This is a genomic window from Streptomyces sp. DH41 (assembly GCF_029813785.1).
Taxonomy (GTDB): Bacteria; Actinomycetota; Actinomycetes; order Streptomycetales; family Streptomycetaceae; genus Streptomyces.
On the sequence record NZ_JARVKY010000005.1, the window covers coordinates 75,291 to 94,984 of the forward strand.

Sequence of the window (19,694 nt, forward strand, 5' to 3'; positions counted from 1 at the left end):
TGGCCTCCTTGTGGGTGTCGGGTGGGAGGGTCAGGCGCCGGGGTCGGCGTCTTCGGTGCGGTAGAGGCCGAGGGAGCGCATGACCGGCTCGTCGCTGTAGGAGAAGAGGACGGCGTCCGCGGAGGCCGAGGTGTTGACGTGCCTGTAGGAGGCCCAGCCGGGGACGGCGAAGGTGTCGTGCTCGGACCATTCCAGCCGCTCGCCGTCGACGATCGTGGCGCCTTCGCCGCGGACGACGTTGAAGATGGTCGACGCCGTGTGGCGGCGGCCGGCTCCCTCGAAGCCGGGGCGCAGCCGCTGGACGCGGCAGCCGATGGTGGGCATGACCGGTCCCCCGGTCCAGGGGTTGGTGTATTCCAGGACGACGCCGTCGACGTCGCTGCCGTCGGCCGTGTCGGCGATGGCGTCCAGGGCGCGCTCCGTCTCCTGCCAGGTGTACCGGGTGACGGGGGAGTTGGGGCCGTCCTGGGTGAGCCAGGCGGGGGTGAGCCGGCCGTGCAGGAACTGGCGGCTGCCGGCGTCGTCGGACTTGGTCACGGGCTGGAGCCGCTGAGGGTACTGCTCGTAGAAGCCGGCTTCCAGGGCGTTGACCAGGGGGTAGTCGAGTGCGTCGAGCCAGATCATCGGCGCGTCGCCCTCGTGGGTGTGGTCGTGCCAGTGCCAGCCGGGAGTGAGCAGGAGGTCGCCGGGGGCCATGAAGACCCGCTCGCCGTTGACGGTGGTCCAGGCGCCGTCGCCTTCGAGGATGAAGCGGAAGGCGTTGGAGGTGTGCCGGTGTGCCTGTGCGGTCTCGCCGGGCAGGATGATCTGGAGCCCCGCGTAGAGGGTGTTGACCGTGGCCGGGGGGTCGGTCAGGCCGGGGTTGACGAGCATGAGGACCCGTCGTTCGGCCTCTTCCAGGGACAGGGTCCTGGAGAAGTGCAGGAGATGCGGGCGGAGTTCGCGCCAGTCCCAGCGGTAGGGGACGGCGCGGCTCTTGGGCTGGGCGGGGAACAGGTTGCCGTAGAAGCGCCACAGCGGGGCGGCTCCCAGGCCCTCCAGGGCCTTGTAGGCGAGTTCGTCGGTTGTCATGGTGTCCTCCTACGCGAGCCGGATCACAGGGCGGGAGCAGGTGCGGGGGTGGGGGTCCACACCCAGGAGATGTCGTCGAACGCCTCGGGGCCGCGCGACGAGAGGAGCATGTTGCGCAGGGTGGCTCCCATGCCTTCGAGGTGGCAGATCTCGCCGAAGCGGCGGGCGTTGGTCTGGATGAGAGTCGCCCGTTCTCGACGCCGGTCCGCGTATGCGGCGAAGGCTTCGGCGGGGTCCGCGCTCTGGCCGAGGGCCTGGCCGAGTGCCACGGCGTCCTCCAGCGCCTGGCAGGCGCCCTGCGCGAGGTACTGGAGCATGGGGTGGGCGGCGTCTCCGAGCAGCGCGATCCGCCCGTGCACCCAGGTGCTGATCGGGGCGCGGTCGTACAGCGGCCAGCGCCGGTCGCGGGAGACGAGCGGCAGCGCGTCGCGCACGGCCTCGCAGGCGTCGGCGAAGCGCTCCTCCAGCTCGGCCTCGGTGCCCCAGTCGTCGGAATCCGGCGTGTAGTGGTCGCTCTCGAACACGGCGACCTGGTTGTACAGCTCGCCGCGACGTACGGGGTACTGCACCAGGTGCATGCGCGGCCCGGCCCACACCATCACCGCTTCCGAGGCGGCGTGCTGGGACATCCGGCCGGTCATCTTCCCGGTGGGCAGGGCGCCACGGAAGGCGACGTAGCGCGAGCAGACCGGTTCCCCGTCACCGACCAGTACCTGGCGCAGCCGGGAGTGCAGTCCGTCCGCGGCGACGACCGCGTCGGCGGTCAGCGGGGCGTGGCCCTCCGCGAAGTGCAGGTGTACCCCGGATCCGTCCTGGTCTGCCTCGGCGACGGTGTGTCCCGTGCGCAGCGTGACGGCGGGGTGCTCCTGACAGGCGGTCAGCAGTGCGGCGTGCAGGTCGGTGCGGTGGGTGACCAGGTACGGGTGCGCGAAACGGTCGGTGTAGGCGGCGCTGCGCAGATGGAGGGAGGTGACCTCGTCACCGGTCAGGGCATCCATCATGACCAGCCGGGGCGGGGCTACCGCGGATGCCCGGACGGCCGGCAGTACGCCGAGTTCGTCGAGGGCGAGGGAGGCGTTCGGGGCGAGCTGCAGGCCGGCCCCGATCTCGCCGAAGCGGGCGGCTCGCTCCACGAGCGTCACGCGATGGCCGGAGCGGGCAGTCGCCAGCGCGGCGGCCAGTCCGCCGATACCGCCTCCGACTACGGCGATGTGGAGTGGAGAGGTGAGGACGGGCATCTGGCCTCCAAAAGTCAGCTCGGGAGGACATCGGGAGCGGAGGCGGTCAGACTCGGCCTCCGATGGTCCGTACACCAATCATTGATGTACGGACTATATTCGGAGGGTGTTTCCCCCGTGTCAATGGTTCGTGGACAAACTCTCTCGGCCGCTGGTCAGCACGCGGCGGAGACGCTGTCCACCTCCAGGGCGGTGCCGGTGCGGGCGGTGATGTCCTCGACGGTGACGCCGGGTGCGGTCTCGACCAGGGCGAGGCCGTGGGGGGTGACGTCGAGGACGCCGAGGTCGGTGATGATCCGGTGGACGCACTGCTCGCCGGTGAGGGGAAGGGTGCATTCGTCGACGATCTTGGGGGTGCCGTCCTTGGCGGTGTGTTCCATGAGGACGATGACGCGGCGGGCGCCGTGGACGAGGTCCATGGCACCGCCCATTCCCTTGACCATCTTGCCGGGGATCATCCAGTTGGCGAGGTCACCGCGGGCGGAGACCTGCATGGCGCCGAGAACGGCGGTGTCGATGTGGCCGCCCCGGATCATGCCGAAGGAGAGCGCCGAGTCGAAGAAGGAAGCGCCGGGCAGGACGGTGACCGTTTCCTTGCCGGCGTTGATCAGGTCGGGGTCGACTTCGTCCTCGGTGGGGTAGGGGCCGGTGCCGAGGATGCCGTTCTCGGAATGGAGGACGACGTGGACGCCGCGCGGGAGGTGTCCGGGGATCAGGGTGGGCAGGCCGATGCCCAGGTTGACGTAGGAGCCGTCGGTGAGTTCGGCGGCGGCGCGGGCGGCCATCTGCTCGCGGGTCCAGCTCATGGGCGTACGGTCCTCTTCTCTATGGGCTTGTCGGCGGCCTGGCCCGCGGTGAGCGCCACGACCCGCTGAACGTAGATCCCGGGCACGTGGACCTCATCGGGTCGGAGTTCGCCCGGTTCGACGAGTTCCTCGACCTCGGCGACGGTGACGCGGCCGGCCATGGCGGCGAGGGGGTTGAAGTTGGCGGCGGCCCGGCGGAAGACGAGATTGCCGTGGTGGTCGCCGCGCCAGGCCCGGACGAGGGCGAAGTCGGTGGTGATGCCGTGCTCCAGGACGTACGGGCGGCCGGCGAAGTCGCGAGTCTCCTTGGGCGGGGAGGCGACGGCCACGGTGCCGTCGGGCGCGTAGCGCCACGGCAGCCCGCCGTTCGCGACCTGGGTGCCGACGCCGGCCGGGGTGTAGAAGGCGGGGATGCCCGCGCCGCCGGCGCGCAGCCGCTCGGCGAGGGTGCCCTGCGGGGTCAGTTCCACTTCCAGTTCTCCGCCGAGGTACTGGCGGGCGAACTCCTTGTTCTCACCGACGTAGGAGCCGGTCACTCGGGCGATGCGGCCCGCGGAGAGCAGGATGCCGAGTCCCCGGCCGTCGACGCCGCAGTTGTTCGAGACGACTTTCAGGCCGTTCGTGCCCCGCTCGTACAGGGCGCGGACCAGGACTTCGGGGACGCCGCTGAGGCCGAAGCCGCCGACGGCGAGCGAGGCGCCGTCGGGGATGTCGGCGACCGCTTCGGCGGCGTCGGCGCGGACCTTGTTCACGTGCGGACTGCCTTTCGGTTCGGGGCGCCGGGCAGGACGGTGGACCAGCCGCCGTCCACGACCAGGTTGGCGCCGGTGATGTAGGCGGCCTCGTCGGAGGCCAGGAAGACGGCCGCGTTGACGACGTCGTCGGGGTGGCCCAGCCGCCCGAGCGGGATGTGGCCGGAGATGTCGCTCATCGGGTGGTCGTCGGCGAGCAGGTTGTCGCGCGAGCCCTTGGTGTCGATCATCCCGGGGCTCACGCAGTTCACCCGGACGCCGTGCGGTGCTCCCTCGGCGGCGAGTTGGCGGGTGAGCGCGATGACGGCGCCCTTCGACGCCGAATGGGCCGTCCGGTGGTTGGTGAGGGAACCGGTGAGTCCCGCGGTCGAGCCGACGGTCAGGACGCAGCCGCGGCTGCGCACCAGGTGCGGCCAGGCCGCCCGCACGGTCAGCCACACCGAGTCCAGCTCGGCCCGCATGGTGAACGCGAAGTCCTCGTACGGCTGGCTGTCGATCGGGCCGAACCGCACGGCGCCCGCGTTGGCATACACGATGTCGACGCCGCCGAACGCGTCCACCGCCTCGTCCACCCAGGCACGGACGGACTGCTCGTCGGTGACGTCGAGCGGGCCGGGGGTGAGGGCGGTGCCGCCCTCGCGGGCGATGAGGCGCTGGGTCTCGACGGCTTCCTCGTGCAGCAGGTCACCGCCGACCACGAGGGCGCCCTCGGCGGCGAACCGCAGCGCGGCGGCCCGGCCCTGGCCGCGCGCGGTCCCCGAGATCAGCGCCACCTTGCCTTCCAGCCGCTTCACAGCGCTCCCTCCCGCAGGGCGTCGGAGACGGACTTGACGCCGCCGTGCGCGGTCATGCCGCCGTCCACCGGGATCTCCGCGCCGCTGATGAACGACGCGTCGTCGGACAGCAGGAACACGACCAGCGGCGCCACCTCGCCGACGGAGCCGGTGCGGCCCAGCGGCGTCTCCCGGATGTTGGCCTCGCGGAAGGCGGGCGCGGCGGAGGCGGTCATCTCCGTCTCGATGTAGCCGGGGTGGATCGTGTTGACGCGGCTGCCGCGCGGGCCCAGCTCCAGGGCGGCGGTCTTCGACAGGCCGCGCAGCGCCCACTTGCTCGTGGTGTAGGCGACCGGGTAGTGCGCGGTGAGGGCCGCCGAGGAGCCGACGTTGACGACCGAGGAGCCCGGCGGCATGAGGGGAGCCAGGTGCTGGATGCCGAGGAGCGGGCCGGTGACGTTGACCGCGTGGACGCGGGTCATGTCCTCGGGGCGTACGTCGCCGAGGCGGGCCCGCCAGGTGATGCCGGCGTTGTTGACGAGGCCGTGCACCTGCCCGTACGCCTCCCGCAGCTCGGCGGCGAGTGCGGCCCAGTCCTGCTCGCGGGTGACGTCCAGGCGCCGGCAGCCCGGCGCTTCGGTGGCGTCGGTGGCGATGACCCGGGCGCCCTCGCGGGTGAGGGCCTCGGCCTCGGCGGCGCCCTGGCCGCGGGCGGCGCCGGTGACGACGACGACCTTGCCGAGCAGCCTCTTGGGGTGCAGGCCGCTCATGGCCGCTCCCGGGAGCGGCGCCGGCCGACGGGCAGCGGGACGGGCTCGACGCCGGGGACGACGGTGGTGGTGAGGGTGCCGAGGCCCTCGACGGTGAGGGTGACGGTGTCGCCGGGCTTCAGCGGGGGTGGGGTCTGCTCGCCGCGCCGGCCCCAGAGTTCGGCGAGGCAGCCGCCGTTGCCGCAGGTGCCCGAGCCGAGGACGTCGCCGGGGACGACGCGGGTGCCGCGGGAGGCGTAGGCGGTCATCTCCTCGAACGTCCAGCTCATGTTGGACAGCAGGTCCTCGCCGACCTTCTCGCCGTTGACCTCGGCGGTCAGGGCCAGGCGCAGGAATCCTTCGCAGTCCCGGTAGGGCTCCAACTCGTCGGCGGTGACCAGGTACGGGCCGAGGGTGGTGGCGGTGTCCTTGCCCTTGCACGGGCCAAGGCCCACCTTCATCTCCGCGCCCTGGAGGTCACGCGCGGACCAGTCGTTGAACACGGTGTAGCCGACGATGTGGTCGCGGGCCTGTGCGGCGGTGAGGTCGCGGCCCTCCCGGCCGACCACGGCGCCCACTTCGAGTTCGAAGTCGAGCACCGCCGAACCGGGGGGTACGGGGATGCCGTCCCCGGGGCCGTAGATCGCATGCGGGTTGGTGAAGTAGAAGGTCGGGGCCGCGTACCACTGCTCGGGGACGCCGCCGGTTCCCTCCACGGACCGGCGCACCCCTTCCACGTGCTCCTCGAAGGTCACGAAGTCCCGTACGGACGCGGGCTGCAGCGGAGGCAGCAACCGGACCTGGGAGACGTGCGGGCCGGGGGGCACGTCGAGGGCCGCGGCGCCGGCGGCGAGCAACCCGGGGAGCCCGTCGGTCCGCTGGATCAGTGCGGTGAGCGAGGTGACGCCCGGCAGGGGGAAGAGGGTGCCGTCCTCTTCCACGACCGCCACCCGGTGGTGGTGTCGGTGTTCGTATGCGGCGAAACGCATGGTGCGGCTCCAGCGGAGTGTGATCAGGAGAGGGGGATGCGCATGAGGTCGTGACCCACGGTGACGCGGCCCCGGTAGCCGGCCGCGCGGGCGGAGGCACGGGCCGCCGCGCCCCACTCGCGGTCGGAGAACTGGGCCGGGTCGGCCGGCGCGAGGTGGCTGAGGACCACCTGGCGCGCCCCCGCGGCGGCGGCGATGGTGCCCACCTCGGCGACGTCGGTGTGCACCTCGCGCATGTGGTCGACGAGGGGAGCGGGCATGCCCTGCCCCTCGAACCACGCGACGTCGACGGCCTCGTGGACCAGCAGGTCGCAGCCGCGGGCCAGCGCGATCAGGTCGTCGCTGCGGCTGGTGTCGCCGGAGAAGACGACGGAACCGTCCGCGGTGTCGAACCGGTACGCGTACGAGGGGGACATGTTGCCGTGCGGGACCCGGGTCGCCGTCACCTTCACGGTGGCGGTCTCCAGGACGGTCACCACCGTGCCGGGCCGCGCCGACAGCTCGGTCACGTCGAGCATGGACACGGGGTCGATGCCGAAGCCCCCGGCGACGAAGGCGTTGGTGGAGGCGGCGAAGGTGGCGTTCGCGCGCCGGGTGGTCTCGGCGATGCCGGGCGCGGGCTGCTCGGGGGTGACGGGACCCGAGGTGACCGTGTCGCTCGGTCCAGGACCCCACACCCGTACTGTGCCGCCGAACCCCGGCTGGGGCGGCATGACGCCGGCGCACAGCAGCGGGAAGTCGAAGTAGTCGACGATGTGGTCGGCGTGCAGGTGGGTGAGGAAGATTCCCTTGAGCGACGGCATCGACAGTCCCGCCCGCAGGTACTGGGTCACGGCGCCCCGGCCGCAGTCCACCAGGTAGATGTCGGTGCCGACCGACACGGCGGAGGCGATGCCCATGCGCTCGCCGTACGGCGGGGGGCCGCCCGCCGTGCCCAGCAGGTGCACGACCGTGCCCTTTCCCGGCCGGGACTTGTCGCGTGGCTCGGCGCGGGGCGCGGCGGCGGCCTGCGGGGTGACGGCGAGCGCGGTGGCGGCCGCGCCGCCGGCCAGCAGGCCGCGACGGGACAGCGGGGTCGTGCGAGGGGTCATCGGGGCGGTTCCTTCGATCGTCGTTGATGCAGGAGCCGTGGGGGGTGAGGAAGGGGGCGAGCGGGGCCGGGGATGCGACGGCGGGAGTCAGGGCGCGGACGCCGACGCCGCGTCCCCGGCGTACGGGGAGCGGGTCAGACCGGCGGGGCGACGAACACGCCGCGGTCGGGGTCGTTGAAGGACTCCTTGGCGACGAGTTCGTTCATGGGATTGGCGGTGCCCCACTGGTCGGTGACCTCGGGCTGGGAGAAGTCGTAGACGTGGGGGTGCCAGGTGTCTTCGTCCAGGTTCTCCAGCTCGGTGGTGTACTCGACGGTGTTGCCGTGCGGGTCGAGGAAGTACGTGAACGTGTTGTCGCCGGCCATGTGCCGTCCGGGGCCCCAGATCTTCTTGAAGCCCGCCCGGATGACGCGCCCGGAACCGCGCATGTACTCGTCGATGCCGCGCATCTCGAAGGAGACGTGGTGCAGGGCGGTGTGCGGGCCCTGCGCGATGGCCATGGAGTGGTGCTGGCTGCTGATCCGCATGAAGTGCATGACCTCGCCCATGTGCGGCGAGCTGAGCGTGTCGGAGAGGGCGAAGCCGAGGTGGCGCTCGTACCACTCGCGGGTGCGGTTCAGGTCGGGGCTGTTGAGGACGACGTGGGAGAGCTTGACCGGGATGGACTCCTTCTCCTCGATCCTGCGGTGCCGGCGGACCTCGACGTCGGCGGAGACCTCGATGGTGCGTCCGTCGACGTCGAAGAAGCGGAAGCCGTAGCCGCCGCCGGGGGTGTCGACCTTGCCCGGCTGGGAGATCAACTGCACGCCGCCCGCGAGGAGTTGCTCGGCGAGGGTGTCGACGTCCGCGGCGGACGCGGCACCGTAGGAGACGAGGTCGAGGCGCTTCTCCTCGGCCTTGCGGAGCCGGACGACGTACTGCTCGGGGGAGCCCTCGGCGGCCAGGAAGGAGATGCCGGAGTCCTCGGCGACCTTGGTCAGGCCCCAGACGCCGGAGTAGAAGTCGAGCTGCTTGTCGTAGTCGGGCACGGCGAGGTCGACGTGCCGCAGGTGGGTGAGCAGGCGCATGATGATCAGTCCTTCCGGAGGAGGGCGGCGGCGTTGCCGCCCCGGACGGCGTGGAAGTCGGCGTCGGACAGGTCCGCGGCGCGCAGGGCGCCGACCGGGTCCTCGGTGCCCATGTCGAAGGGGAAGTCGGAGCCGAGCAGGACGCGGTCCGCTCCGGCGACCCGGATCAGCTCGCGCAGGACGTGCGGGTCGTGGACGAGCGAGTCGAAGTACAGCCGCTTCAGGTAGCTGCTGGGCGGGTGCGCGCAGCCCGCGCCCGCGTCGGAGCGGGCCGACCAGGCGTGGTCGGAGCGGCCGATGTGGGTGGGCAGGTACCCGCCGCCGTGCGCGGCGATCAGCGTCAGCCCCGGGTGGCGGTCGAGCACCCCGGAGAAGATCAGGTGGGACAGCGCGACGGCGTTCTCGGTGGGCTGTCCGACCGTGTTGGACAGGTACCACCGGTCCAGCCGCTCGTCCAGGGTGCAGCCGAAGGGGTGCAGGAAGACGAGCGCGCCGGTTTCCCCGGCCCGGGACCAGAAGGGCTCGTACGCCGGGTCGGACAGCTCCCGGCCGGGGGCGTGACTGGAGATCTCCACCCCGGCCAGGCCCTGTTCCAGGGCGTGGTCCAGGGCGCGGACCGCCTGTTCCGGGTGTTGGAGCGGGGCCAGGCCGAGTCCGCGCAGCCGCTCGGGGGAGGCCGAACAGTGCGCGGCCGTGGCCTCGTTGGCGAGCCGGTACAGCTTCTCGGCGGTGTCCTCGTCGGCCCAGTAGTGATAGTGCGAGGGGGAGGGGCTGACCAGCTGCACGTCCACGCCCTGGGCGTCCATCGCGGCCAGGCGCACGGCGGCGTCGGTCAGCCGCGGGATGCGCTCGCGGACCATGGGGCCGCTGACGGCGAGGGCGGCGGGGCCGTTGCGGCGGGCGTCCAGCTCCTTGGCCTCGGCGTGGCCGGGCAGGCCGGCGACGAGCGCCTCGACCTCGGGCAGCAGGACATGGGCGTGCACGTCGATGGTGGGCGCGTTCGCCGCGGTCACGGCGGTGGGCGCGTTCTCGGCGGTCACGGCAACTCCCGGAGCAGGGTCATGGTGCGGCCCATCAGGCCGGGCACATCAGCGTCGCGCACCCCGTCGAGCTGCCACTGCCCGATCTGTACGGACGCCTCCACGACCGGGCGGACGCGGGTGATCCGCCGCTCGTAGTACGCCTGGAACAGCGCGTCGTCCCAGTCGTCGGTCCCGGTCAGCATCTGCGCGAGCACCCAGGCGTCCTCCAGGGACAGTGCGGCGCCCTGGGCAAGGGTGGGCGGGCAGCAGTGTGCGGCGTCGCCGACGAGGACGACCCGGCCGCGGTGCCAGGAGCCCTCGACCAGCAGCCGGTCGAACCAGGTGTAGTTGACCTTCGCCGGGTCGGTGATGTGCTCGGTGATCTCCGGCCAGTGGCCGCCGTAGGAGGAGGTCAGGCGCCGCATCTCGTCGGCGTACGACTCCGGCGGGATCGACGCGCGGTCACGGTTGGCCTCTACGACGTACGCGTACAGGGTGGTCTCGCTGGTGGGGCAGTAGCCGGCGATGTAGGCCGGGCCGCCGTAGGCGAGGTCGGTACGGACGACGCCCGCCGGACGCGGGGCGGCGATGCGCCAGATGGCCATGCCGGTCGGTTCCGGCTTGTCGGTGATGCCGATCGCGGCGCGGGTGGCGGAGCCGAGGCCGTCGGCGGCGACCACGACGTCGTAGCGGTGCTCGGTGCCGGCGCTGAGGCGCACGGCGACGCCGTCGGCGTCCTGGTCCAGGATCTCGGCGGTGGTGCCGAGGCGGACGGTGGCGCCGCTGGAGCGCACGGCGTCGATGAGGATCTGCTGGAGCCGGGGGCGCTGCATGCCGACGGTGGCGGGCAGGTCGTCGCCGCCGGTGCGCAGGTCGTCCTGGGCGTGCAGGACGGTGCCGTCGGGGGCGGTGATGCCGACCGAGCCGAAGCCGTATCCGGATGCCTCCACCTGCTTCCAGACGCCCAGTTCGCGCAGCACGCGCAGGGCGTTGCCCTGGAGGGTGATGCCGGAACCGGCCGTGGCGTTCCAGTCGTCCTTGGCCTCGATCAGGTCCACCGCGTACCCGGCGCGGCGCAGCAGGATCGTGACGGCATTGCCGGCCGCGCCCCCGCCGATCACCAGGACTTTACGGGCTTTGCTCATGGGGAATTCCCTTGTTCCGCTGGTTACTTGACGGCGATCGGGTTGACGGGTGAGCCGACGGCCCCGGTGATGGGCAGGGGTGCGGCGGTGAGCCAGAAGGCGTACTCCCCGTCGGCCGCGCAGTCGTCGGCGAGGGCGTCCAGGTCCCACATCTCGCCGATCAGCAGGCCGATGTGGGGGATGGCGACCTGATGCAGCGGCTGGAAGGCGTGCTCGAACTCGTTCGGGCGGACCTCGAAGCCCCAGGTGTCGGTGGCGATCGCGGCGATCCCGCTGCCGTGCAGCCAGCCGGCCGTGGTGAACGACAGCCCGGGCGCGGGCCCGCCGGCGTAGTCGCCCCAGCCGTCGCGGCGCACTCGGGCGAGCTGGCCGGTGCGGACGAGGACGATGTCGCCGCGGCCCACCCGCACACCGTGGGCCTCGGCGGTCGCGGCCAGGTGCTCCTCGGTGATCGCGAAGCCGTCCGGCAGCTCACCGTCGTCACCGACGATCCGGCCGACGTCCAGGAGCACTCCGCGTCCGGCGACGTGCGGGGCCATGTGCTCGATGCCGGTGACCTGGTCGCCGTCGGAGGTGACGACCTGCTCGGCCGGGCGTCCGTTCCACGCCTTGCCGTGGTCGAAGATGTGGCCGAGCCCGTCCCACTGGGTGGAGCACTGCAGCGGCATCGCTATGACGTCGTCGGCGCCGCCGATGCCGTGCGGCAGGCCCTGGTTGCCGAGGGCCGCGTCCGTGCCGGTGTCCAGCATGGTGTGCACCGGATTGGTGCGCTTGCGCCAGCCCTTCTGCGGGCCGTCGATGTCGAAGCGCTGGGACAGGGAGAAACTAGTACCCCGCCGTATCAGGGCGGCGCCCTCGCGGCGCTTGGCCTCGTCGAGGAAGTTGAGCGTGCCGAGCACGTCGTCCTCGCCCCAGCGGTTCCAGTTGGAGCACGCCTTCGCGGTCCGGGCGATCGAGCCCTCGGGGTCGGTGCGGTCCAGCGTCATCGGGCCGCCTCCGCCACGCATCGGGTGCGCTGGGCACCGAGCCCGGTGATGGAACCGTCCATGACGTCACCGTCGCGCAGCAGCCGGCCCCAGTGCATGCCGTTGCCCGCCGGGGAGCCGGTGAGTACCAGGTCACCGGGCAGGAGGCGGGCGGTCTGCGAGGCGTAGGAGACCATCCGCGCCACGCCGAAGATCATGTCCTTGGTCGACTCGTCCTGCATGGTCTCGCCGTTGAGCTTCAGGGTGAGGCGCAGGTCGCCCGGGTTCGCGATCGAGGCGGTGGGCACGATCCAGGGTCCGAGCGGCGTGAAGCCCGGGGCGTTCTTGCTGCGCAGCCAGTCGGTCCCGATCTGCGGCATGTCCCGGCGGAAGACGGTGGCCCGGTCGGTCAGGTCGTTGGCGATCGTGTAGCCCGCGACGTGGCCCAGGGCCTCCTCGACGGACACCCGGTGGGCCGGGCGGCCGATCACCGCGGCCAGTTCCAGCTCCCAGTCGGGCTTCTTCGCCCAGGACGGCAGCACGACGTCGTCGTAGGGACCGGTGATCGCGCTCGGCAGCCCGATGAACACGTACGGCAGATCCTCGGCGGCCCGCCGGTCCATGATCTCGGCTGCCTCCGCGCGCCGCTCCGCCTCCGGCCGGTCGTCACCGGGCGCGCGGTGCGCGACGTGCAGGTCGATGACGTGCTGCCGGTAGTTGGCGCCGGACTGGAACACCTGGCGCGGCTCGACCGGTGCGTGCACCCGGAAGTCCGCCAGGGGCGCGCGTCGTGGCGCGCTGTCGTCGGCCAGGGCCGTCAGCCGGGGCAGCACCGCCTCCCAGTCGTCCAGGAGGTCCCGCACGCTCAGGGCGGCGTCGTCCAGGGCGTCCCGCAGGTCGATCACCTGGGCGTCGGAGGTGACGAGAGCGGGGAAGGCGGCCCCGTCGAGGGCGGAAAGGGTGGCGAGGGCGAAGGGTCCGGCGAAGAGGGCGGACGCGGCTTCAGGTTTCACGGACATGTCCTCCTGATTGCGATGGCACTAATCTGGACTCGCCACCCGCGATCATGGAAATAGATTCCGTGGATGACAGTCATCCATGAGTCGAATTTCCGCAGGTCACCGCCGAACAACGAGAAAAGCCGCCGTGAATCTCAGTCGCCTGGACCTCAACCTCGTCGTCGCCCTGCGCGCTCTCCTCGAAGAGCGCAACGTCACCCGCGCCGGACAGCGCGTCGGCCTCAGCCAGCCGGCGATGAGCGCGGCGCTCTCCCGCCTGCGCCGGCACTTCGACGACGACCTGCTGGCCCGGGTCGGCGGCCACTACGAACTCACCGCCCTCGGGCAGGTCCTCCTCGACCGCGCGTCCACCGCCTACGACCTGCTGGAACGTCTCTTCGCCAGCCAGGCGGACTTCGACCCGGCCAAGGAGAGCCGTGAGTTCAAGCTCGTGGCGTCCGACTACGCGGTCGCCGTCTTCGGTGCCGAACTCGCCCGGGTCGTGCATCAGGAGGCCCCCGGCATCCGGCTGCGTTTCGCGCAGACGCCGCCCACCGTGGTGGATGCCACGGACACTCTGCTGAGCACCACCGACGGTCTGCTCATGCCGCACGGTGTGATCAGCGACTTCCCCGCCACCGACCTCTACCAGGACCGGTGGGTCTTCCTCGTCGCCGACGATCACCCGAGCGTCGACGACCGGCTGACCCGGGAGGACCTGGCCCGGCTGCCCTGGGTGACCTACCAGCGCACCTACGACGCCCCGGCGGTGCGCCAGCTCGGCATGCTGGGCATCGAGCCCCGGGTCGAGGTCTCCGTGGACAGCTTCCAGATCATGCCGCTGCTGGTCAGCGGAACCCGGCGCATCGCCCTGATCCAGGCCCGCCTGGCCCGGCTCCTCGCGCCACTCGCCGCCGTGCGCGTGGTGGAGCCGCCCTACGAGGCGGTGCCGTTGCGGGAGGCGTTGTGGTGGCACCCGGTGCACACCCACGACGCGGCGCACATCTGGCTGCGGGAGACGGCCGCCCGGGTCGGCAGGCGGATGGCCGACGAGACCGGGTGATGAGCGAGGCCCCGCACGTGAACGGAGGGCCCTATTCACGTTATGGATGGAATCCATCCGTAACGTGAATGACGGTGGGGGTGGGCAGGGCCGGCCGGCAGGACGCATGCTCGGACGGGGCCCGTCGGTGCGCTCTCGCTCGACGTCTCTATCCGACAGCCGGAGGTGATCATCGTCTCCGCGGTCGACCCTCCCGTACCGTCGGCCGGAGTTTCGCCGTGCTCGTTTTCCATGCCGTACCCGTCATCGCTCCCCACGGCCCCGAGCCGACCCCGTCAGCGCGCGGGAGCCGCCAGCGTCGACCGGCGTACGACCAGTTCGGGTTGCAGCACGACGTGGCGGTGCGTGTGCCTGACTCCGTGGGCCGTGTCCTCGATGAGCAGTCGGCCGGCCTGCCGCCCCATGGCGGATGCCGGTCGTCGCACCGAGGTGAGCGGTACCACGGCGGACGCGGCGAATTCGATGTCGTCGTATCCCACCACAGCGATGTCGTCCGGCACTCTCAGGCCGGCCTCGTACAGGGCCTGCAGGACACCGAGGGCGAGCAGGTCGTTGGCGCAGAAGACGGCGGTGGGCCGCTCGGGCAGGCCGAGGATGCGGTGCCCGGCGTCCTTGCCGGCCGTCACGGTGAGGGTGTCGCAGGACAGTTCTCTCAGCGCGGTGGACGGCAGGCCGGACTCGCTGATCGCGGTGAGGGCGCCGCGGCGGCGGTCCCTCACCTGCTGGAGGCGGTCGGGGCCGCTGACGTAGGCGAGGGAGCGGTGGCCCCGTTCGAGCAGGTGCCGTACCGCGGCCCGTCCGCCCACCACGTCGTCGATGCCGACGGAGCATGCCGCGGGCTGGGGCGCGTACTGGTCGGCCACGACGAAGGGCACGGCGTTGCGGCGGAAGGCCGCGACGGTGCGCCCGACTCCTTCGCCGGAGGCCAGCACGGCACCGCGGACCTGGTGCGAAGTGATCAGCGACAGGTGACGTGCCGCCTCTGCCGGATCGTGGGCGCCCGTGCAGACCATGACGCCGAGGTCCGCCTCACGGGCGGCCTGTTCCACCCCGGAGGCGAGCGCGGTGAAGAACGGGTTCGCCATGTCGAGCACCATGACGGCGATCACCCGGGAGGCCCAGCCGCGCAACTGCCGGGCGCCCTCGGCCCGGACGTAGCCGAGGGAGTCGATCACTTCCAGGACGCGCGAGCGCGTTCCCTCGGACACGATCTCGGGCCGGTTGAGGACGTTGGAGACCGTACCGAGCGAGACGCCTGCCTCCCGCGCCACGTCCTTGATGCCGACCCGGGGATGTGGGCGGCCGACAGGTCCGGCCACCGCCGTCGCTCCGTCGGAGTCACGTTCGCGGTGAGCTGGGGGAGTGGCGGTCGGTCGCCGGTCCACGGCCTAGCGTCCCTGCGGCGCGCCGGTGGTGGAGCGCACCACCAGACGAGGGGTCATCGTGGTCTGCATGGCTCTGTCCCTTCGGTTTTCGACGCGCTCGACGAGCATCCGGGCGGCGGCGGAGCCCATGGTGTGCCCCGCCTGGTCCACGCTGGTCAGTTGCACGGGGGCCAGGGCGGCGAGCGCGGTGTTGTTGTAGCCGACGAGCGACAGGTCCTGGGGGATGCGCAGCCCGAGTTCGTGCGCCGCGCGGTATACGCCCAGTGCGGCGACGTCCGCACCGGTCATCACGGCGGTCGGCGGACGGTCGGCCGTCAGCAGTGTCATGCCCGCCTTGAAGCCGCCGTCGTCGGAGTAGGCGGTGTGGTGGACCCGCGCGAACCGGTCGAGTCCGTGCCGTTGCATCGCGCGCAGATAGCCCTCGCTCAGCACGGCCTCCGGAGTGCGCTTCCACTTGTTGGCCCGGGTACCCGGGGCCGAGACCAGGGCGATGTCACGGTGGCCGAGCGAGACCAGGTGATCCACCACCAGACCGGCGCCGAGGTCGTCGGCGTCGACGACCGAGTCGTAGGTGTCGCAGGCGTCGTGGTGCCCGATGACCACGGTCGGCGTCGAAGCGGCCGTGTCCAGCACCTCCGCGCGCGGTGTCCCCGGGGCGATGAGGATCAGTCCGTCCATCTGCCGGTCCACCAGGGAACGGATGGTCCTGGCCTGTTCCTCGGGGTCGAAGCCGGCCGCGCCGATCAGCACCGTGTAGTCGGTGTGGCGGAGTTCGTCCCGGATGCCGTCGAGGATGTCGGCGAAGAACGCGTTGCGGACGTTGTCCAGCAGTACGCCGATGGTGTAGGTCCGGCCGCGCATCCCTCGCGCCGCCGCGTGCGGACGGTAGCCCAGGTCGGCGATGGCCGCCTGGACCTTCTCCCGCATGGCCTCGCTCACGCCGTAGGCATTACGCATCACCTTGGAGACGGCGGCCGTGGACACCCCGGCGTGCCGGGCGACATCGGTGATGGTCACGCGCTTGTTCGGCTTGGCTGCGGAAGCCCCGTCCATGGTCCACGTCCCGAAGTAAGTAGTCGTTGGTGTAACGGTCTACATGTTACTCCCCGCTATCCGTCAAGCCCTTCGTTGATCACCACGGTGTTACCTGCTTGTGTCTTGACGGTGGCGGGGGAGCGGTGCAGGGTGTTGCCCACTCGCTGTGAAGAACGTTTTACACGGCTCTGCCGGGTCGCTGCCCGCGTGCTGCCGGGCCTCGTACTTCGCCCCTGGCGCTGTTTCCCGCACCTCGCCCCGCTCGTCATGATCCTTGGGAGTCCTTCGTGCCCCTTCGTACCTCCCGCGCCCGTCGTGCGCGACTGAGCCTGCTCACCGCCGGCACCGCCTCGCTCGCGCTGCTCGCCACCGCGTGCGGCGGCAGCGGGGCCGGCGGCTCCTCCTCCGCCCCCGAGAACTTCGACTACCTGAGCGTCACCGAGAACACCACCGTGAAGACGGCGCTGACCACCATGTCCAAGGGCGAGTGCAAGGCCGCGAACGACGCTCTGCCGCTGAAGGTGGAGACCGTTCCGCAGGCGAGCCTGGACCAGAAGCTCCAGCTGCTGGCCGGCCAGGACGCGCTGCCGGTGCAGTTCGCGGCGGGCAACGCCCCGGCGCTCACCCAGCAGCTGGCCAAGTCCGGCAAGGTCGCGGACCTGGAGGCGAAGCTCAAGGAGCTGGGCGTTCTCGACCAGTTGGAGCCGGCCGCCGTCTCCACCATCAAGGCCCTGTACGGCGGGGAACTCCAGGTCCTGCCGTACGAGTACAACATCGAGGGCATCTTCTACAACAAGAAGGTCTTCGCGGACAACGGGATCAAGGTGCCGGGCACCTGGGAGGAGCTGGTGTCGGCCGCGGCGAAGCTGGAGGCGAAGGGCGTCCAGCCGTTCTCCGCCTCCGGTCAGCAGGGCTGGCCGCTCACCCGTCTCATCAGCGGCTACCTCTACCGCAGCCTCGGCCCCGATGCCCTGCAGAAGGTGGCGGACGGCAAGGCGAAGCTGACCGACCCGGAGTACGTGAAGGCCGCCGAGGAGGTCGCGGCCCTCGGCAAGAAGGGCTACTTCGGCAAGGGTGTCGGGTCCATCGACTACGACACGGCGATGAACCAGTTCCTCACCGGCAAGGCCGCCATGTTCTACATGGGCAGCTGGGCACTGGCGAACATCTCCGACGACAAGCAGAACAAGATCGGCGCGGAGAACACCGGCTTCATGCCCTTCCCGGCGGTGACCGGCGGCAAGGGCTCCGTGGACCAGTACCCGTCCAACGTCGGCCTGGGTATCACCTTCGCCTCGAAGTCCTTCGACAAGAAGACCGGCGACTGGGTGTCCTGCATCGCGAAGAACTACGGCTCCACCGCGCTGAAGGACCACGGCGCCATCTCTGGCTTCAAGGTGAACACCGAGGTCAAGGACGCCAACGAGGTCACCACCCAGGTGCGGGACACCATCAGTGCCTCGAAGCAGAACGTGCTGTGGTTCGAGGCCCTGTTCAGCACCAAGGCGACCACCGTCAGCCAGCAGAACGCGGCGGGTCTGGTCAGCGGCAGCACGAGCCCCGAGCAGTTCATGCAGACGGTTCAGGACGCGCTGGCCGCCCAGTGACCGGCCGGGGACGGCCCGCTCGCTCCTGCCCGCCCCGCCGCGCGCGGGCCGTCCCCGTCCCTCCGAAGAAAGTGGACACCACCCATGCACCGCGTACTCGGTGACCGCAGGGCCATCGCGCTCCTGCTTGGTCCCGCCCTCCTCGTCTATTCCCTGATCATGCTGGTCCCGATGGTGTGGTCGCTCGGGTACTCCTTCACCAAGGGCAACACGATCAACGGCTTCACCGGAAACGGCGTCGCCAACTTCTCCCGCCTCCTGGACGACCCGGCCGTCCACGACGCCCTGTGGTTCACCCTGAAGTACGCCGTCGTCGTCACCGCCGGGCAGGTGGCCGCCGGGTATCTCCTGGCGCTCCTCTACGTCTTTTTCCTCAAGCGCGCCTCGGCGCTCGTCCGCACCCTGGTGTTCTTCCCGGTCGTGCTGCCCACCGTCGCGGTCGGCCTGCTCTTCCAGAAGTTCTTCCAGGTCGCCCCGCAGACCGGCCCGGTCAACTCCCTTCTCAACGCCGTCGGCATCGACTCGATCGACTTCTTCGGCAGCGCCGGCAGCGCTTTCTGGGTCCTGATCGCCATGGACATCTGGCGCTCCATGGGCTTCTACGCCGTACTCCTCTTCGCCGGCCTCGTCGACATCCCCGACGAGGTCCTGGAATCGGCTCGCCTCGACGGAGCCACGGGGCTCAGGCTGGTCCGCCACATCGTGCTGCCGCTGTCCCTGCCGGTCCTGATGTCCTCGCTGATCTTCAGCATCAACGGCACGCTGAAGGTCTTCGACTCGATCGTCGCGTTGACCAACGGCGGCCCCGGCACGGGCACGACGCCGTTGACCCTGTACATGTTCCAGACGTCGTTCACCTACAGCGACTACGGCTACGGCAGCACGATCGCTCTGCTGCTGACCGTCGTGTGCTTGCTGGTGAGCCTGGTCGTCTACCGCGTCTCGCGGCGCGACCTCACGGAGGGCTGAGAGTCATGGCCACCATCGACACACCCGTGAAGACCTCCGCAGGCGGCTCCGGGCAGGCGCCCGTGCGTGCCCCGCGGGCCCGGCGCGGCCGTCCGGGAAGCCGCCTGTGGGTCAAGGTCGTCGTCGCTCTCCTGCTGGTCGTCGAGGTCTACCCGATGATCTGGATGTTCCTCACCTCGCTGAAGTCCAACGACGACTACCTGAACAACTCCACCTGGAGCCTGCCCACCACCTGGGAGTGGGGCAACTACACCGAGGCGTGGACGACCGGCAACATCGGCCTCTACGTGCAGAACAGCCTGCTCGCCGTCGTCCCCGCGCTCGCGCTGATGCTGCTGCTGGGCACCGCCGCCGGCTTCGCCCTGCAGGTCATGGTGTGGAAGGGCCGCAGCCTCACTCTGCTGGTCTTCCTCGCGGGCATGATGGTCCCGCCGCAGATGATCCTGCTGCCCCTGTTCACGGTGTACTTCCAGACCGGCCTGTCCGGCACGCTGTGGCCGCTGATCCTCACCTACACCGGCACGGGCCTGCCCCTGACCGTCTTCATGATGGCCACCTACTACCGCAGCGTCCCCCGCGAGCTGTTCGAGGCCGCCACGATCGACGGCGCCGGCATCCTGCGCGCCTTCTGGACCATCAGCCTCCCCCTGGTGCGCAACGCCCTGCTCACCGTCGGCCTGGTGCAGTTCTTCTTCATCTGGAACGACCTGCTCATCGCGCTGACCTTCACCAACAACCAGGACCTGCGCACCATCCAGGTCGGCCTGCTCAACTTCACCGGCGACTTCGGCGCCACCCAGTACGGCCCCCTCTTCGCGGCCATCTGCATCAACGTCTTCGGCACCCTCGTGATCTACCTCTTCCTCAACCAGAAGGTCATGAAGGGCCTCACCTCGGGAGCGTTGAAGGGCTGACCCGGTCCTCGCCCCGGCCTGCCGTCTCCCCGGCACTCGGCTCCGGGGAGTTCGC

General features: G+C 70.9%; 19 protein-coding genes. 4 read left to right on the forward strand and 15 right to left on the reverse strand.

The features are described from left to right. Nucleotides 1–30: 30 nt before the first annotated feature. The 13 genes from QC283_RS10970 to QC283_RS11030 form a co-directional block, all read right to left on the reverse strand. A complete protein-coding gene (locus tag QC283_RS10970; RefSeq protein WP_279561232.1) occupies nucleotides 31–1,071 on the reverse strand; it encodes a cupin domain-containing protein in 1,041 nt (346 codons plus the stop codon). Nucleotides 1,072–1,094: 23 nt separating this feature from the next. Beyond that, the gene (locus QC283_RS10975) at nucleotides 1,095–2,309 is read right to left on the reverse strand and encodes an FAD-dependent monooxygenase (RefSeq protein WP_279561233.1); all 1,215 of its coding nucleotides are present in this window, start codon (nucleotides 2,307–2,309) and stop codon (nucleotides 1,095–1,097) included. Between the two features lie 155 nt (nucleotides 2,310–2,464). Then, the gene (locus QC283_RS10980) at nucleotides 2,465–3,115 is read right to left on the reverse strand and encodes a CoA transferase subunit B (RefSeq protein WP_279561234.1); all 651 of its coding nucleotides are present in this window, start codon (nucleotides 3,113–3,115) and stop codon (nucleotides 2,465–2,467) included. Then, a complete protein-coding gene (locus QC283_RS10985) occupies nucleotides 3,112–3,867 on the reverse strand; it encodes a CoA transferase subunit A (protein WP_279561235.1) in 756 nt (251 codons plus the stop codon). The genes QC283_RS10980 and QC283_RS10985 overlap by 4 nt, the downstream gene beginning before the upstream one ends. Beyond that, nucleotides 3,864–4,661 carry an SDR family NAD(P)-dependent oxidoreductase gene (locus QC283_RS10990; protein WP_279561236.1) on the reverse strand — a complete coding sequence of 266 codons (798 nt, stop codon included), beginning with the start codon at nucleotides 4,659–4,661 and terminating at the stop codon, nucleotides 3,864–3,866. Before QC283_RS10990 ends, QC283_RS10985 begins: the two co-directional genes overlap by 4 nt. Next, a complete protein-coding gene (locus QC283_RS10995) occupies nucleotides 4,658–5,410 on the reverse strand; it encodes an SDR family NAD(P)-dependent oxidoreductase (protein ID WP_279561237.1) in 753 nt (250 codons plus the stop codon). Before QC283_RS10995 ends, QC283_RS10990 begins: the two co-directional genes overlap by 4 nt. Further along, nucleotides 5,407–6,378: a fumarylacetoacetate hydrolase family protein gene (locus tag QC283_RS11000; RefSeq protein WP_279561238.1), complete on the reverse strand. Its 972-nt coding sequence runs from the start codon at nucleotides 6,376–6,378 to the stop codon at nucleotides 5,407–5,409. Before QC283_RS11000 ends, QC283_RS10995 begins: the two co-directional genes overlap by 4 nt. 23 nt (nucleotides 6,379–6,401) lie before the next feature. Beyond that, entirely contained in the window at nucleotides 6,402–7,469 is a 1,068-nt protein-coding gene (locus QC283_RS11005) for an MBL fold metallo-hydrolase (protein ID WP_279561239.1), read from the reverse strand. 134 nt (nucleotides 7,470–7,603) lie between these two features. After that, the gene (locus tag QC283_RS11010; RefSeq protein ID WP_279561240.1) at nucleotides 7,604–8,536 is read right to left on the reverse strand and encodes a VOC family protein; all 933 of its coding nucleotides are present in this window, start codon (nucleotides 8,534–8,536) and stop codon (nucleotides 7,604–7,606) included. A 5-nt stretch (nucleotides 8,537–8,541) separates the two neighbouring features. After that, a complete protein-coding gene (locus QC283_RS11015; RefSeq protein WP_279561241.1) occupies nucleotides 8,542–9,576 on the reverse strand; it encodes an amidohydrolase family protein in 1,035 nt (344 codons plus the stop codon). Continuing rightward, on the reverse strand, nucleotides 9,573–10,703 hold the full coding sequence (locus tag QC283_RS11020) for an FAD-dependent oxidoreductase (protein ID WP_279561242.1): 1,131 nt from the start codon (nucleotides 10,701–10,703) through the stop codon (nucleotides 9,573–9,575). The genes QC283_RS11015 and QC283_RS11020 overlap by 4 nt, the downstream gene beginning before the upstream one ends. A gap of 23 nt (nucleotides 10,704–10,726) precedes the next feature. Beyond that, on the reverse strand, nucleotides 10,727–11,689 hold the full coding sequence (locus tag QC283_RS11025) for a cyclase family protein (protein WP_279561243.1): 963 nt from the start codon (nucleotides 11,687–11,689) through the stop codon (nucleotides 10,727–10,729). Beyond that, a complete protein-coding gene (locus QC283_RS11030; RefSeq protein WP_279561244.1) occupies nucleotides 11,686–12,687 on the reverse strand; it encodes a fumarylacetoacetate hydrolase family protein in 1,002 nt (333 codons plus the stop codon). Before QC283_RS11030 ends, QC283_RS11025 begins: the two co-directional genes overlap by 4 nt. A gap of 127 nt (nucleotides 12,688–12,814) precedes the next feature. On the opposite strand from QC283_RS11030, the gene QC283_RS11035 reads away from it, so the two are divergent. After that, complete coding sequence (locus tag QC283_RS11035) at nucleotides 12,815–13,729, forward strand: LysR family transcriptional regulator (RefSeq protein WP_279561245.1); 915 nt, start codon at nucleotides 12,815–12,817, stop codon at nucleotides 13,727–13,729. A gap of 275 nt (nucleotides 13,730–14,004) precedes the next feature. On the opposite strand, the gene QC283_RS11040 is transcribed toward QC283_RS11035, so the two are convergent. Both QC283_RS11040 and QC283_RS11045 read right to left on the reverse strand, forming a co-directional pair. Next, nucleotides 14,005–15,048, reverse strand: a complete 1,044-nt coding sequence (locus tag QC283_RS11040; protein WP_279561246.1) for a LacI family DNA-binding transcriptional regulator — start codon at nucleotides 15,046–15,048, stop codon at nucleotides 14,005–14,007. A 69-nt stretch (nucleotides 15,049–15,117) separates the two neighbouring features. After that, nucleotides 15,118–16,167 (reverse strand): LacI family DNA-binding transcriptional regulator, encoded by a 1,050-nt coding sequence (locus QC283_RS11045; RefSeq protein ID WP_279561247.1) that lies wholly within the window; start codon nucleotides 16,165–16,167, stop codon nucleotides 15,118–15,120. A 269-nt stretch (nucleotides 16,168–16,436) separates the two neighbouring features. Here QC283_RS11045 and QC283_RS11050 point away from each other — a divergent pair, with 269 nt between their 5' ends. The 3 genes from QC283_RS11050 to QC283_RS11060 all read left to right on the forward strand — a co-directional run bounded on the left by QC283_RS11050 (nucleotide 16,437) and on the right by QC283_RS11060 (nucleotide 19,639). Beyond that, nucleotides 16,437–17,756, forward strand: a complete 1,320-nt coding sequence (locus QC283_RS11050) for an ABC transporter substrate-binding protein (protein ID WP_279561248.1) — start codon at nucleotides 16,437–16,439, stop codon at nucleotides 17,754–17,756. 84 nt (nucleotides 17,757–17,840) lie between these two features. Next, nucleotides 17,841–18,725 (forward strand): carbohydrate ABC transporter permease, encoded by an 885-nt coding sequence (locus QC283_RS11055; protein WP_244789937.1) that lies wholly within the window; start codon nucleotides 17,841–17,843, stop codon nucleotides 18,723–18,725. A gap of 5 nt (nucleotides 18,726–18,730) precedes the next feature. Further along, on the forward strand, nucleotides 18,731–19,639 hold the full coding sequence (locus QC283_RS11060; protein ID WP_189557648.1) for a carbohydrate ABC transporter permease: 909 nt from the start codon (nucleotides 18,731–18,733) through the stop codon (nucleotides 19,637–19,639). Nucleotides 19,640–19,694: the final 55 nt, after the last annotated feature.

Coding starts and splice junctions, on each gene's coding strand:
- QC283_RS11005 (WP_279561239.1), bottom strand. CDS start 7,469: ATGACCCCTCGCACGACCCCGCTGTCCCGTCGCGGCCTGCTGGCCGGC.
- QC283_RS11010 (WP_279561240.1), bottom strand. CDS start 8,536: ATGCGCCTGCTCACCCACCTGCGGCACGTCGACCTCGCCGTGCCCGAC.
- QC283_RS10975 (WP_279561233.1), bottom strand. CDS start 2,309: ATGCCCGTCCTCACCTCTCCACTCCACATCGCCGTAGTCGGAGGCGGT.
- QC283_RS11055 (WP_244789937.1), top strand. CDS start 17,841: ATGCACCGCGTACTCGGTGACCGCAGGGCCATCGCGCTCCTGCTTGGT.
- QC283_RS11030 (WP_279561244.1), bottom strand. CDS start 12,687: ATGTCCGTGAAACCTGAAGCCGCGTCCGCCCTCTTCGCCGGACCCTTC.
- QC283_RS11000 (WP_279561238.1), bottom strand. CDS start 6,378: ATGCGTTTCGCCGCATACGAACACCGACACCACCACCGGGTGGCGGTC.
- QC283_RS11020 (WP_279561242.1), bottom strand. CDS start 10,703: ATGAGCAAAGCCCGTAAAGTCCTGGTGATCGGCGGGGGCGCGGCCGGC.
- QC283_RS10980 (WP_279561234.1), bottom strand. CDS start 3,115: ATGAGCTGGACCCGCGAGCAGATGGCCGCCCGCGCCGCCGCCGAACTC.
- QC283_RS11060 (WP_189557648.1), top strand. CDS start 18,731: ATGGCCACCATCGACACACCCGTGAAGACCTCCGCAGGCGGCTCCGGG.
- QC283_RS11025 (WP_279561243.1), bottom strand. CDS start 11,689: ATGACGCTGGACCGCACCGACCCCGAGGGCTCGATCGCCCGGACCGCG.
- QC283_RS10995 (WP_279561237.1), bottom strand. CDS start 5,410: ATGAGCGGCCTGCACCCCAAGAGGCTGCTCGGCAAGGTCGTCGTCGTC.
- QC283_RS11045 (WP_279561247.1), bottom strand. CDS start 16,167: ATGGACGGGGCTTCCGCAGCCAAGCCGAACAAGCGCGTGACCATCACC.
- QC283_RS10970 (WP_279561232.1), bottom strand. CDS start 1,071: ATGACAACCGACGAACTCGCCTACAAGGCCCTGGAGGGCCTGGGAGCC.